Source organism: Promicromonospora thailandica, assembly GCF_024171955.1.
GTDB classification, from domain to species: Bacteria; Actinomycetota; Actinomycetes; order Actinomycetales; family Cellulomonadaceae; genus Promicromonospora; species Promicromonospora thailandica.
Genome location: NZ_JAMTCS010000010.1, coordinates 143,590 through 155,477, shown reverse-complemented (window position 1 = coordinate 155,477; position 11,888 = coordinate 143,590). Strand labels below are relative to the sequence as shown.

Below are 11,888 nucleotides of genomic sequence, written 5' to 3'. Positions count from 1 at the left end.
TAACGTCACAGCGGTGACATCCGAGAAGCCAGACGTCGCGGTCGTCGGCCCCGGCGCCATCGGCACCACCGTCGCGGCTGCCCTGCACGAGGCCGGCCGCACGCCCCGCCTCTACGGCCGCACACCCCGGGAGCGTGTGGAGCTCCGGGTCGGACCGCCGGGCGCCGACGAGCGCGTCGAGGTCCCCGGCCCCGTGCTGACGGACCCGGACGCCGTCGCGGGCGTCGTCGACCTGGTGTTCCTCGCGGTCAAGGCCACCCAGGTGGACGACGCCGCACCCTGGCTGGCCGCCCTCTGCGGTCCGGGCACCGTGGTCTGCGTGCTGCAGAACGGCGTCGAGCAGGCGGCGACCGTCGGTCCGCACGTGCCGCGCGGCGCCGTCGTCCCCGCGGTCGTCTGGTTCCCCGCCTGGACCCAGGACGACGGCGTCGTGCACGCGCCCGGCGAGGTCCGCCTGACGCTGCCCGACGTACCGGCGGCCGGGCCGGTCGTCGACGCCCTGCGCGGTACCCGGTGCGACGTCGACGTGTCCCCAGACTTCGTCACCGCAGCCTGGCGCAAGCTCCTGCAGAACGCCGTCGCCGGGCTCATGGCCCTCACCGGGCGCCGCTCGGCCGTCTTCACCCGCCCCGACGTCGCGGACCTGGCGCTCGCGTACCTGGGGGAGGGACTGGCCGTCGCGCGCGCCGAGGGGGCGCGGCTGGACGACGACGTCCCCGGGCGGATCCTCGCGCTCTTCCAGCGGCCTCCCGGTGACCAGGGCACGTCCATCCTCACCGACCGGGACGCGGGCCGCCCGCTGGAGTGGGCCGTCCGCAACGGCGTCGTCTCCCGGCGTGGCCGCGCGCACGGCATCCCGACGCCCGTCAGCGACCTGGTCGTCACCCTCCTGGCCGCGACGAGCGACGGCCCCGGCTAACCCACCATCTCGCCGCAGCTCAGCGCCGACCCCGGAACCGCTCCACCGGTCCGCTCCAGGTGGGCCTCACCCCACACGCGCACGCCCTCGACGACGGGCAGCACCGTCTTGCCGTACGGGGTGAGGCGGTAGATCACGGGGGCGGGCACCGGCCCGGTCACCAGCCGCTCGACGAGATGGCCGCGAACGCAGCGGCCATGGGGCAGCCGGGCAGCGGGTTGGTGCGAGAGGGGTTACCTGAAGGTGCCTTCTTGTCCATGGAAGTGCTCCTCTCGACAGTGGGACCTATGACGATCCCAACCCGAGACAGCTGGGAGATCGGGACCTGGCGCTCCAGCGTCCGGGTGCTGGCCGACCCGCTCTCCGACACCCCGGACGAGTGGCTCCGGTTCAGCGGCACCACCACCGTGAAGCCGCTCTCGGAGGGGCGGGCCAACGTCGTCGAGCTCGACGTCTCCGGCGAGGCCGGCACCCTCGAGGCGCTCAACCTGCGGCTGTACGAACCGCAGGCGGACCGGTGGAGCCTCACGTTCGTCAACGTGCGCGACGGGCTGCTGACACCGTCGGTCCACGGCGGCTTCCACGACAGCCTCCACCGCAGGGTCGGCGTGTTCTACGGCGACGACGTGCTCGGCGACCGGCCGATCAAGGTCCGGTTCCTCGTCACCCGCGTCAGCCGCGACGAGGCGCGGTTCGAGCAGGCGTTCTCGGCCGACGGCGGCGCGACGTGGGAGACCAACTGGGTGGTGGTGGACCGCCGGGTCCGGCGCTGAACGGGCACGCGGCCCCCGAGTCCGAGAACCCGGGGGCCGCGTCGCGTCGTCCTGGTCAGATGATCTGCTCGGTGGGCAGGATCGTGATCTCGGTGAGGTTGACGTGCCGGGGCACGGCCGCGAGGAACGCGACCGTCTCGGCGACGTCGGCCGACCGGAGCACGTCGATCTGCGCGATCAGGTCGGCCATGAGCCTGGTGGCCGCGGGGTCGGTCACGTGGTCCGGCAGCTCGGTGTCGACCATGCCGGGCTCGATGGTCGCGACGCGCACCTTCTTCCGGCCGAGCTCGGTGCGCAGCAGCCTGGACAGCTGCGCGACGTAGGCTTTGGTGGCCGAGTACACCTGGAACCCCTCGAGGATCCGCACGGCCGCGATCGAGGACGTGGTGACCAGGTCGGCCGGACGGCCTGCCTCCGCGGCGGCGACGAGAGGTCGGACGAACGCCTGCACGGTGTTCATGACGCCGCCGACGTTCGTGCTCAGCTGCGTGTCCCAGTCGTCCACGGCGAGGTCGGTGATCCCCGCGATGAGCTGCACCCCCGCGTTGGCGAAGACCAGGTCCACCTGGCCCAGCTCCCGCTCGACGCGCTCGGCGGCGGCCAGGACGGCGGACCGGTCGGCCACGTCGGTCGGGACGGCCAGTGCGGTACCGCCGATGTCCCGGATGCGGTCCTCCAGGTCGTCGAGCCGGTCGCCGCGCCGGGCCAGGAGCGCGACGGAGGCACCGAGCTGGGCGAACCGGAACGCCGTCGCCTCCCCGATGCCGCTGGAGGCTCCGGTGACGACCGCGACGCGTCCGGCGAGCGGCGTCCCGGTGAGGAGCTGGGCGGTGGTGGTGTTCTTGTGCATGGTGTCGTGCGTGGTGTTCATGGCTCCCACACTCACCTCGGACCGCGGGGAGAGGGAGGCCGCGGGACGGCCCCCCTCGACGGAACAGCCACCGTGCCACCGCCGTGCCGGCTCCTAGACTCCGAGGTGTGGACGGTCGAGAGCTGGGTGACTTCCTGCGGACCCGCCGGGCGCGGCTGCAACCGCAGGACCTCGGGCTGCCGGCCGGCGACCACCGGCGGGTGCCGGGCCTGCGCCGCGAGGAGGTCGCGACCGACGCCGGCCTGAGCATCGACTTCTACCGGCGTATGGAACAGGGCCGGGAACCCCACCCGTCCGAGCGGGTGCTGGCCGCCCTGACCCGGACCCTCCGGCTCGACGTCCACGAGCAGCGCCACCTCTACGCCCTGGCCGGAGTGGCCTGGCGGCTGCACGACGAGGCGTCTCTCAGCGCCGTACCGGGCGAGCTGCTCACGCTGCTCGACTCGTGGCGCGAGGCGGGAGCCATGGTGCTGGACCCGGTGCTCGACGTGCTCGCGATGAACGAGAAGGCCCAGGAGCTGTTCTCCGGTTTCGCCGAGACGGCCAACCTGCTGGAGATGGTGTTCCTCGACCCGGAGGGCCGGCGTTTCTTCGTCGACTGGGCGGCGTCCGCCGAGGCCACCGTGGCGAACCTGCGGGCCAGCGCGGACTTCGCGACCACGCCGGCCCGCCAGGTGGAGCTGCTCGACCAGCTGCGTGCCGGGAGCCCGGAGTTCCCGGCCCTCTGGGCCAGGCACGACGTGCGCCCCAAGACGCACGAGACCAAGCTGCTGCGCCATCACTCCCGCGGGCTGGTGACCGCGGACTTCCACGCCTTCGACGTGGCGAGCGTCCCGGGCTATCTCCTGTTCGTCTACCACGAGCGACCGGCCGAGCGACCGGCCGAACGGCCGGCCGAGCGACCGGCCGCCTCGTGAGAGCCGGTCCTCAGAGCGCGATGCGCACCGACTTCGACTGGGTGTAGGCGTCGAGCACCTCGAGCCCGCCCTCACGCCCGAGGCCGGACTGCTTGTAGCCGCCGAACGGGAGCTGGCCCGTGCTCATCTCGCCCCAGGTGTTGACCCAGACCGTGCCCGCCTCGATCCGCGCCGAGACGCGGTGCGCCGTGGCGAGGTCCGACGTCCACACGGACGCCGCCAGCCCGTAGTCGGTGTCGTTGGCCTGCGCGACCGCGTCGTCCACGTCGGTGAACGTCGTCAGCACGCCGACCGGCCCGAAGATCTCCTCGCGCACCACGCGCATGCCGGGGGTCACCTGGTCGATCAGGGTGGGGCTGTAGAAGTACCCGCGGTCGCCGTGGCGCTCCCCGCCGGTCAGGATGCGGGCGCCCTCCGCCCGGGCGCTGTCGACGTACCCGCTCACGCGCTCGAGCTGCGCCCGGGTCGACAGAGCGCCGACGACCGTGCCGGGCGCGAACGGGTCGCCCGGTGCGAAGACCTCGGCCATGGCGGAGGTCAGCAGCGCGACGAACTCGTCGCGCACGCTCTCCTCGACCAGGACGCGGGAGGTCGCGACGCACGCCTGGCCGGCGTTGCCGCAGAACCCGGCGGCGACCCCGAACGCGGCCCGTGCGAGGTCGGCGTCGGCGAAGACGAGCGCCGGTGACTTGCCGCCGAGCTCCAGCGTGACGCGCGTGAGCGAGTCGGTGGCGACCTTCTGCACGTGCTTGCCGGTGGCCGTCGACCCGGTGAAGGCGATCTTGGCGACGTCCGGGTGGGCGACGAGCGCCTCGCCGGCCTCCGACCCGAGGCCGGTCACGACGTTGACGACGCCCGCCGGGAGGTCCGTCTCCGCGAGCAGCTCCGCGAGCCGCAGGGTGCTCAGCGACGCCGTCTCGGCCGGCTTGAGCACCACGGCGTTGCCCGCTGCGAGCGCGGGGGCGAGCTTGCCGGGCAGCTGTCCCATGGGGCCGTTCCAGCCCCAGATGATGCCGACGACGCCGAGCGGTTCGCGTCGCGTGTAGCCGAGGCGGTCCTCGCCGAGGGGCACCGTGGTGCCGAAGAGCTTCGTGGGCCAGCCCGCGTAGTAGCGGAAGATCTCGCTCGCCTCGGCCAGCATCTCGCCGGTCAGGCGGCGCGGCGCGCCCATGGTGACCGAGTCGATGGCGGCGAGCTCGTCCGCGTGGGCCTCGATCACGTCGGCGATCTGGTGCAGGACGCGCCCCCGGGCGTCCCCGCTGAGCCCGGCCCAGGCCGGGTCGGTGAACGCGCGGCGTGCGGCGCGCACGGCGGCGTCGACGTCGGGGGCCGCGCCGCGGGGGATGCGGGCCAGGTCGTCGCCGGTGGCGGGGTCGGTGTGGGGCAGCGTCTCGCCGGACAGAGCGGGGACGCGCTTGCCGTCGATGTGCATGAGGTGCAGGTCGGCGCGCACGAAGGCGGGGATCTGCCGGCGGGCCTCGGCGGTGTCGGTGTCGGTCATGACGGTCCTTTCGTCGGGTGGCCTCCGCCGTCCGAACAAGCGGAGAACCTATCCGTAACGCTAATGGATAGGTTCTCCGGTTGCAACACCGAGTGGCCGTGCCGGTCATGTCGGACAATGGCTGGATGATCTCCACAGAGCTCGCCGCCCGGCTCCGGGACGCGGGCCTGGTCTGGACGCCGGTCGACGGCGACCAGTTCCAGGTCCGGGCGCCCGAGCTGGTGAGCGACGTCTTCACCGTCAGCACCATGACCATCGAGCCGCGCGTCTACCCCACCGGAACCATCCTCGGTTTCAACGGCACCACCGAGTGGGCGCTGGACTCCGTGGCGATCGAGGACGCGCTGTGGCTCCCACGTGAGGACCAGCTGCGCGCCCTGCTGCGGTCCACGTTCCGGGCGCTGCGCCGCACCGGCGACACCTACGAGGTCGAGGTCGACCTGCTCGGCGAGACCCAGGTCGTCAGCGACCCGGAGCCCGCCGAGGCCTACGGCCGCGCGCTGCTCGCGCTCATGGAGCTCAGCCGCTGAGGCGGCGGCGCACCGCTATGACACTGCCCGCCGACAGCCACGTGCACAGCGAGTGGTCCTGGGACACCGGCGGCCCGCACTCGCAGGCCGCCGGGCGCATGCGCGCCACGTGCGCCCGCGCGGTGCGGATCGGGCTGCCGGCGCTGTACTTCACCGAGCACCTCGACGTGCCCGGCTGGTGGCGGGCCGCAGCCGACGACCTCATGCCGCACCAGCGGCACCTGGTCGACGACGAGACCGGCCTGGTGGTCCACGACCCGCTGGACGTGACCGGCTACCTCGACGCCGTCGACCGGGTGCGGCACGAGTTCCCCGGGCTGTTCATCGGCACGGGCGTCGAGTTCGGACAGCCCCACCTGCTCGCCGAGCCCACGGCGCGGATCCTCGACCCAGGCCTCTTCGGTGACGAGATCGACCGCGTCCTCGGCTCGCTGCACACCCTCGACCTCGGCGGCGGTCCCGCCGAGCCGGCGACGCTGTACCGGGAGCACGACCCCGCCGTCGTCCTGGAGCGCTACCTCGACGAGGTGCCGGCCATGGTGCGCGGGTCGGACGCGTTCGAGGTGTTCACCCACATCGACTACCCGGTGCGCGCCTGGCCCGCCGAGGAGCACGGACCGTTCGACCCTCGCCGGTTCGAGGAGCCGTTCCGCGTGGCCCTGCGGTCGATCGCCGAGGGTGGGCGGGCCCTGGAGATGAACACGCGCCGCCTCTGGTCCTGGCTCCCGCAGTGGTGGGCGCAGGAGGGCGGCCGGACGGTCAGCATCGGCAGCGACGCGCACACACCCGGTGCGCTCGCGGCGCACTTCCCCGAGGCGGCCGCGATGCTGGAGCACTTCGGCTTCCGCCCGGGACGGGCACCCCAGGACCTCTGGGTGCGCTGAGGTCGAGGCCCGGCGCCGCCAGATCGGTCCCTTCCCCGTCGCCCGCGCGTGGGTTCGGTCGGTCGCCTCGAGATCGGTCGCCCGAACGACCGATCTCGGTGCACACGACCGATCTCGCGGAACCGGTCTGGGTAAAGGACCGAGCTCGCCGCCCGGACGGGCCTGCCGGGGTGCGGTGCACACAGGAGCAGTGCACACAGGAGCAGCGCGCCCTCGTGCCCGGGCGCGCCCGGCGGCAGAGTGGAGCACATGCCCGCACCCGTACCCGCACCGTCCCGGATCACCGTCACCGGCGCCCTGGTGCACCGCACACCCACGCGCACGACGCGCGCCGACCTGGTCACCGAGGGCCCGCTGATCGCCGCCCCGCCGTCCGACGACGGCGCCGGGCCCGGCGAGCGCCTGACGATCGACGGCAGCGGCGCCTCCGTCGTGCCGCTCCTGGTCGAGTCGGTGTTCGCGGCGCCCAGCCCGCCGGCCCGGGACGCCTTCGACCTGACGCCGGGCCGTCCGGCGACGTTCGCGGTCGTCGACGGCACGGTCGGCCCGGACCGCATCACCCGCATGCTCGTGGTCGACCCGGCCGGGCTGCGCGCCGTCGTCGTCGACGGGCGGGTGGTGGTGCGCGACGGCGCGGCCGTCCGGGACCGGGGCGTCGACGACCCGGCCGACCCACGGCTCGGTGCCTGGAGAGACGCGCGGCGGGACATGACCCAGTACCTCACGCCCGACGGCCGCTACAGCGAGACCCGCGGCGGCCGCCGCGACGCCTGGACCGGCAGCTTCTGGCTCGACGGCGACCGGATCACCTACCTCGACGACACGGGGTTCTGGGCGTTCGGCCAGTACCACGACGGCGTCCTGCACCACGCGGGCTTCGTCCTGAGCAGGGGCTGACGCCGCTCAGCCGTGCAGCGTGGGCCGGTAGACCAGCTCCTGGATGTCGTGGTCGAGGGTGCGCCGCTCGAGCAGCTCGAGGTCGAAGTCCTCGGCGCCGCGGAAGATCGGGTCGCCGCCGCTCCTGCCGGTGACCACCGGGAAGAGCGTCACCTGCACGCGGTCCACGAGGCCGGCGGCCAGCAGTGCCCGGTTCAGCGACAGGCTGCCGTGCGAGCGCAGCGGCACCGGCGACTCGTCCTTGAGGCGGCGGACGACGTCCACGCCGTCGCCCCGCGCGACCGTCGCGTTCCGGTCGAGGGGCTCCTCCAGGGTGCTCGACACCACCGTGGCAGGCAGGTCCAGCATCCGCGTGACCCAGGGGTCGCCCACGGCGGGGTCGGTCACCGTGGCCAGCATCTGGCCGAACATGCGGAAGGTGGTGGCGCCGAAGACCATCCGCTGCTCCGGCTCGTACAGTGCGAGGCGGTGCTCGAGCAGCTCCGGGCCCTGCTTGCCCCAGTAGCCGGTCCAGTCGCCGGAGGCGCTGCCGAAGCCGTCGAGGCTCATGAAGACGTCGAACGTGTACGTGGCGGTCATGTCCCACTCCGGGTCGCGTCGGGATGCGGTCGGAGGGGCAGACCTCGGGGGCGCCCGAAACTGATCGGTGCGCCCCCGGGGAGGATCAGGAGATGGCGGTCGGTCAGGCCACGCGGATGAACGTCGGCGAGGACTGCCAGATGCTCGTGTACCGCACGCTCTTGCCGGGGACCGGGGCCTCGATCTGCATGCCGTCGCCCGCATAGATCGCGATGTGGCCCGGCGTCCAGATCAGGTCGCCCGGCAGGGCGTCGGCCCAGGACACCGGCGTCCCGGCGTAGCGCTGCGAGGAGGACGTGCGCGGCAGGTCGATCCCGACCTGCGCGAAGACGTACGAGGTGAACCCGGAGCAGTCGAAGCCGGCGGGCGTCGTGCCGCCCCACACGTAGGGGACGCCGAGGTAGCGCATCGCGACCGAGACCACGGAGGCGCGCCGCTGCGCGGCCTCCTCCTCGGCCCGCTGGGCGGCCTGCTCGGCCTGGAACTCCGCGTTCTCGGCGGCGGAGACCACGGAGACCGCGGTCTTCTCGACCTTCAGCTCCGCGGTCGGCGCGACGGCGACGACGTTCGCCGCGGCGACCGCCTCCCGGGCCTGGGCCGTGAGCGCGTCGAGGTCCGTCGAGTTCAGCGTGCCCTGCATGGCCTTGCCGCTCAGCGCGGTGCCGAGCTCGGTGGCGGGGGCCGCCTGCGCGGGCGGGGCGATGAGGGAGAGCAGCACCCCGGAACCTGCCGCGGCGATCACCGCACCGCGGCTCGCGACGGCCGCGGTCTGGCCGGTGCCGGCCTTGAGGACGGGCAGGGCAGGGCGGCGGGCCGCCCGGTGGCGGCCGCGGGCGCGCACGGCCGTCGACGGGGAGGACTGGGGATCCATGAAGGCGGAGACCTTTCAGATCGGCGGGGGACAACCGGCGGGACGTGTCTGGCTGGGCCACGTCCGGCGCATAGCGCCCAAGAGTAACGGAACGGACACGATGCGGGAACCACCCCCCACGAAGTCGTCGCCGCGTGCGTCGACGGCCCTGCCGGTGGGGCCGTCGGGAAGAATGTCCCGCATGCGACTCCTGCTGCTGCGCCACGGACAGACACCCTCGAACGTGCGCGGTCTCCTCGACACCGCGAGCCCCGGACCCGGCCTGACGGCGCTCGGCGAGCGGCAGGCGGCCGCCGTCCCGGACGCCCTCCGCGACCGCGCGGTCGACGCGATCGCCGTCTCCTCGCTGGTCCGCACCGCGCTGACGGCGGCCCCGCTGGTCCGGGCGCGCGGCATCGAGCCCGTGACGCTGACGGGCCTGCGGGAGATCGAGGCGGGAGACCTCGAGATGGCGGCGACCCACGAGTCGCACGTGCGCTACCTCGAGACCGTGTTCGGGTGGGCCCGGGGCGACGTGGACCGCCCGATGCCGGGCGGCCCCGACGGCCGGGCCTTCCTCGCGCGCTACGACGAGGCCGTGGCGGCGATCGCGGCGAGCGGCGCGGACAGCGCCGTCGTGGTCTCGCACGGCGCCGCGATCCGCACCTGGGTCGCGGCCCGAGCGGACGGCGTGGACATCGACCACGCGGAGCAGACGGCCCTGGCCAACACGGGGCTGGTCGAGGTCGAGGGCGATCCCGCCGGCGGCTGGCGCCTCGTGGACTGGTCCGCCGCGCCCGTCGGCGGCCCGGCCGTGGACGCGCTCCTCGCCGACGACCCCACGGGCGAGCCGGTCGACGACTGACCCGCGACGCGCCCGGCGCTCAGTCCGTCCGGCCCAGCTCCGGCGGCAGATCGCCGTCGTGCCGCACCACCAGGGACGTGACCGCCCGGGTGAGGCACACGTACAGCCGGCGCAGGCCGGTGGCGCGGTCCGGCTCCGCGGCGACGATCCCGGCCGGGTCGTGCAGCACCACGTGGTCGAACTCGAGGCCCTTGGCCAGCGAGGCGGGCACCAGCTCCAGGTGCGCGTCGAACTCGGTGCGCGGCTCCTCGTCCGGCTGGTCGCCCGGCTGATCGTCCGGCTGATCGATCGGCTGGTCGCCCGGCCCGTCCGTCTCGCCGACGACGGCGAACGTCAGCCCCGCCCCCGCGAGCACCGTGCGGACCTCGGCCACGGCGGCGTCGGGCACGATCAGGCCGACGGAGCCCTCGCGGCGCACGACGTCGGGCAGCACGTCCGCCAGCGGCGCCTCGGTGAGCACGAGCTGACCACGGGCGCGCCGCACGGCGGTCGGGGGCTCGAGGCCGGGCGCGATGCGGGGCAGCAGGCGGGCGGCGAGCTCGATCACGTCGGCGGGCACACGGAAGCCGGCGGTGAGCTGCTCCACGTGGCCGTCCGGCTTGGCGAGGTGGCCGAGCACGTCCGCCCAGTCGTCCGCCGCCCACGGCGTCGTCGCCTGCGCGAGGTCGCCCAGCACGGTGAGCGACCCGGTCGCGGCCCGGCGGCCGAGCGCGCGCAGCATCATGGCGGACAGGTCCTGCGCCTCGTCGACGACGATGTGCGCCACCGACTCCGCGCGGTCCAGGAGGTCGGCCACCTCGTCGAGCAGCACCAGGTCCGCCGTCGTCCAGCGCGCGGCGCCGGGGGAGCGGGGCGGGCGGTCCCAGGCCAGCAGGCGCTGCTCGGCGTCGGACAGGACGCCCGCCGCGCACTCCGCGAGGAAGCCGGGTTCCGACAGCAGCCGGAACAGGAGCCGGCGCGGCTCGACCGCCGGCCACACGGCCGCCGCGTAGTCGCGCACCGGCTTGGTGCGGGCCAGCGCGTCCCACGCCGTGTCGTCGAGGGCGTCGCCCGACTCCTCGATCTGCACCAGCACCCGGTGCGCGAGCGCGTGGCGCAGCTGGGCCGCGCCCAGCGCGTAGCGCACGTCGCGGGCCCTGACCTGCTCCACGGCCTCGCGCGCCTCGTAGGCGGGCACGCGCCAGCGGCGCGAGCCGCGCGGCAGCACGAGCGTGTCCTGCGGCATGCGCACGTGCGACCAGACGGCCGCGCGCAGCACCTCGGCCATGCGGCCGTCGCCCTTGAGCGTGGCGACGTCGGCCGGCTCGGTCGCCCGGACCGGCGCGTGCGTGCCGACGACCTCCTCGATCGTGGCCTGCCGGGCGTGGATCTCGCCGAGCGCCGGCAGCACGTCGCGGATGTACCGCAGGAAGCTCTTGTTCGGCCCGACGACGAGCACGCCGCGCCGCGTGAGCTGCTCCCGGTGCGCGTACAGGAGGTAGGCCGCGCGGTGCAGCCCCACGGCCGTCTTGCCCGTGCCCGGCGCACCCTGCACCACGAGGGTGCGCTCGAGCGGCATGCGCACGATGACGTCCTGCTCGGGCTGGATGGTGGCGACGATGTCGCGCATGGGACCCGTGCGGGGGCGCTCGATCTCGGCCTCGAGGATCTCCGAGCGGGCCGGGGCGCCGGGGCCCGCCGCGTCGCCGTCCGCGCTCCCGAGGGGTTCGTCCTCGAACCCCGTGAGGTGCCCGCGCGCGAAGCCGTACCGGCGCCGGGCCGTGATACCCATCGGCTCCTTGGGCGTCGCGCGGTAGAACGGGGTGCTCACCGGGGCACGCCAGTCGACCACCATCGGCTCGCCGTCGGGGTCCGAGACGTGGCGGCGGCCGATGTGGAACGTCTCGGTGCCGTCGCTGCTGCCGCCGCCCTCGGACCTCGCCGTGATGCGCCCGAAGAAGAGCGGGATCTCCGGGTCGTCGGTGAGCTGCTCCATGCGGCGGGCGAGCGTCGCCTCCAGCACGTCCGCGCTCACCCGGTCCCCGGCGTACCGGCCGTCGAGCGCGGCCACCCGCTCGCGCATCCGGCCGAGCTGCGCGCGCGCCTCGGTGAGGAACTCGCGTTCCCGGGTGAGCTCGGGCACGTCGGCAGGCATGGGTGTCCTCCAGGAGGCAGGCGGGGTGGGAGACGCGCGAGTCTAGTGCGCGGCCCGGCCGCCGGTCGCGATGTTTTCCCGTGACCGAGCGGCACCCGCGAGACATATGTCCCCAGAGTCCGTTTCCACTGTCGCGGCCACCGGCCCCACGGTACGGTCGGGGAACCG

13 protein-coding genes are annotated in these 11,888 nt (G+C 74.2%); 7 read left to right on the top strand and 6 right to left on the bottom strand.

What is annotated here, in order from left to right; all coding sequences use genetic code 11:
* Nucleotides 1-13: 13 nt before the first annotated feature.
* Nucleotides 14-919 carry an oxidoreductase gene (locus APR03_RS16880; RefSeq protein ID WP_253837444.1) on the top strand — a complete coding sequence of 302 codons (906 nt, stop codon included), beginning with the start codon at nt 14-16 and terminating at the stop codon, nt 917-919.
* Here the strand turns inward: APR03_RS16880 and APR03_RS16875 are convergent.
* A complete protein-coding gene (locus tag APR03_RS16875) occupies nt 916-1,080 on the bottom strand; it encodes a winged helix-turn-helix transcriptional regulator (protein WP_253837443.1) in 165 nt (54 codons plus the stop codon). The two genes, APR03_RS16880 and APR03_RS16875, sit on opposite strands and share 4 nt — an antisense overlap.
* Before the next feature lie 126 nt (nt 1,081-1,206).
* Here APR03_RS16875 and APR03_RS16870 point away from each other — a divergent pair, with 126 nt between their 5' ends.
* Nucleotides 1,207-1,692 carry a hypothetical protein gene (locus APR03_RS16870; RefSeq protein WP_253837442.1) on the top strand — a complete coding sequence of 162 codons (486 nt, stop codon included), beginning with the start codon at nt 1,207-1,209 and terminating at the stop codon, nt 1,690-1,692.
* Between the two features lie 55 nt (nt 1,693-1,747).
* Here the strand turns inward: APR03_RS16870 and APR03_RS16865 are convergent, their stop codons facing one another.
* The gene (locus APR03_RS16865; RefSeq protein WP_253837441.1) at nt 1,748-2,563 is read right to left on the bottom strand and encodes an SDR family oxidoreductase; all 816 of its coding nucleotides are present in this window, start codon (nt 2,561-2,563) and stop codon (nt 1,748-1,750) included.
* A gap of 107 nt (nt 2,564-2,670) precedes the next feature.
* Between APR03_RS16865 and APR03_RS16860 the strand changes: the two genes are divergently transcribed.
* Nucleotides 2,671-3,480: a helix-turn-helix transcriptional regulator gene (locus APR03_RS16860; RefSeq protein WP_253837439.1), complete on the top strand. Its 810-nt coding sequence runs from the start codon at nt 2,671-2,673 to the stop codon at nt 3,478-3,480.
* Between the two features lie 10 nt (nt 3,481-3,490).
* Here APR03_RS16860 and APR03_RS16855 read toward each other — a convergent pair whose 3' ends face one another.
* Complete coding sequence (locus tag APR03_RS16855; protein ID WP_253837437.1) at nt 3,491-4,981, bottom strand: aldehyde dehydrogenase family protein; 1,491 nt, start codon at nt 4,979-4,981, stop codon at nt 3,491-3,493.
* Nucleotides 4,982-5,106: 125 nt separating this feature from the next.
* Here APR03_RS16855 and APR03_RS16850 point away from each other — a divergent pair, with 125 nt between their 5' ends.
* From APR03_RS16850 to APR03_RS16840, 3 genes are all read left to right on the top strand, one after another.
* Entirely contained in the window at nt 5,107-5,511 is a 405-nt protein-coding gene (locus APR03_RS16850; RefSeq protein WP_253837435.1) for a pilus assembly protein CpaE, read from the top strand.
* A gap of 17 nt (nt 5,512-5,528) precedes the next feature.
* Entirely contained in the window at nt 5,529-6,395 is an 867-nt protein-coding gene (locus APR03_RS16845) for a PHP domain-containing protein (protein ID WP_253837433.1), read from the top strand.
* Between the two features lie 249 nt (nt 6,396-6,644).
* The gene (locus tag APR03_RS16840; RefSeq protein WP_253837431.1) at nt 6,645-7,292 is read left to right on the top strand and encodes an Atu4866 domain-containing protein; all 648 of its coding nucleotides are present in this window, start codon (nt 6,645-6,647) and stop codon (nt 7,290-7,292) included.
* 6 nt (nt 7,293-7,298) lie between these two features.
* Here the strand turns inward: APR03_RS16840 and APR03_RS16835 are convergent, their stop codons facing one another.
* Both APR03_RS16835 and APR03_RS16830 read right to left on the bottom strand, forming a co-directional pair.
* Nucleotides 7,299-7,871, bottom strand: coding sequence for a dihydrofolate reductase family protein (locus tag APR03_RS16835; RefSeq protein WP_253837430.1), 573 nt, complete (start codon nt 7,869-7,871; stop codon nt 7,299-7,301).
* A 103-nt stretch (nt 7,872-7,974) separates the two neighbouring features.
* Nucleotides 7,975-8,742 carry a C40 family peptidase gene (locus tag APR03_RS16830; RefSeq protein ID WP_253837429.1) on the bottom strand — a complete coding sequence of 256 codons (768 nt, stop codon included), beginning with the start codon at nt 8,740-8,742 and terminating at the stop codon, nt 7,975-7,977.
* 181 nt (nt 8,743-8,923) lie between these two features.
* Between APR03_RS16830 and APR03_RS16825 the strand changes: the two genes are divergently transcribed.
* Complete coding sequence (locus APR03_RS16825) at nt 8,924-9,586, top strand: histidine phosphatase family protein (protein ID WP_253837428.1); 663 nt, start codon at nt 8,924-8,926, stop codon at nt 9,584-9,586.
* Nucleotides 9,587-9,605: 19 nt separating this feature from the next.
* Here APR03_RS16825 and APR03_RS16820 read toward each other — a convergent pair whose 3' ends face one another.
* The gene (locus tag APR03_RS16820) at nt 9,606-11,720 is read right to left on the bottom strand and encodes a HelD family protein (RefSeq protein WP_253837427.1); all 2,115 of its coding nucleotides are present in this window, start codon (nt 11,718-11,720) and stop codon (nt 9,606-9,608) included.
* Between the last annotated feature and the right edge of the window lie 168 nt (nt 11,721-11,888).

Excerpts from the sequence above, each read along its gene's own strand:
- APR03_RS16855 (WP_253837437.1), bottom strand. The coding sequence starts at position 4,981 with ATGACCGACACCGACACCGCCGAGGCCCGCCGGCAGATCCCCGCCTTC.
- APR03_RS16850 (WP_253837435.1), top strand. The coding sequence starts at position 5,107 with ATGATCTCCACAGAGCTCGCCGCCCGGCTCCGGGACGCGGGCCTGGTC.
- APR03_RS16830 (WP_253837429.1), bottom strand. The coding sequence starts at position 8,742 with ATGGATCCCCAGTCCTCCCCGTCGACGGCCGTGCGCGCCCGCGGCCGC.
- APR03_RS16870 (WP_253837442.1), top strand. The coding sequence starts at position 1,207 with ATGACGATCCCAACCCGAGACAGCTGGGAGATCGGGACCTGGCGCTCC.
- APR03_RS16825 (WP_253837428.1), top strand. The coding sequence starts at position 8,924 with ATGCGACTCCTGCTGCTGCGCCACGGACAGACACCCTCGAACGTGCGC.
- APR03_RS16845 (WP_253837433.1), top strand. The coding sequence starts at position 5,529 with ATGACACTGCCCGCCGACAGCCACGTGCACAGCGAGTGGTCCTGGGAC.
- APR03_RS16865 (WP_253837441.1), bottom strand. The coding sequence starts at position 2,563 with ATGAACACCACGCACGACACCATGCACAAGAACACCACCACCGCCCAG.
- APR03_RS16835 (WP_253837430.1), bottom strand. The coding sequence starts at position 7,871 with ATGACCGCCACGTACACGTTCGACGTCTTCATGAGCCTCGACGGCTTC.
- APR03_RS16840 (WP_253837431.1), top strand. The coding sequence starts at position 6,645 with ATGCCCGCACCCGTACCCGCACCGTCCCGGATCACCGTCACCGGCGCC.
- APR03_RS16820 (WP_253837427.1), bottom strand. The coding sequence starts at position 11,720 with ATGCCTGCCGACGTGCCCGAGCTCACCCGGGAACGCGAGTTCCTCACC.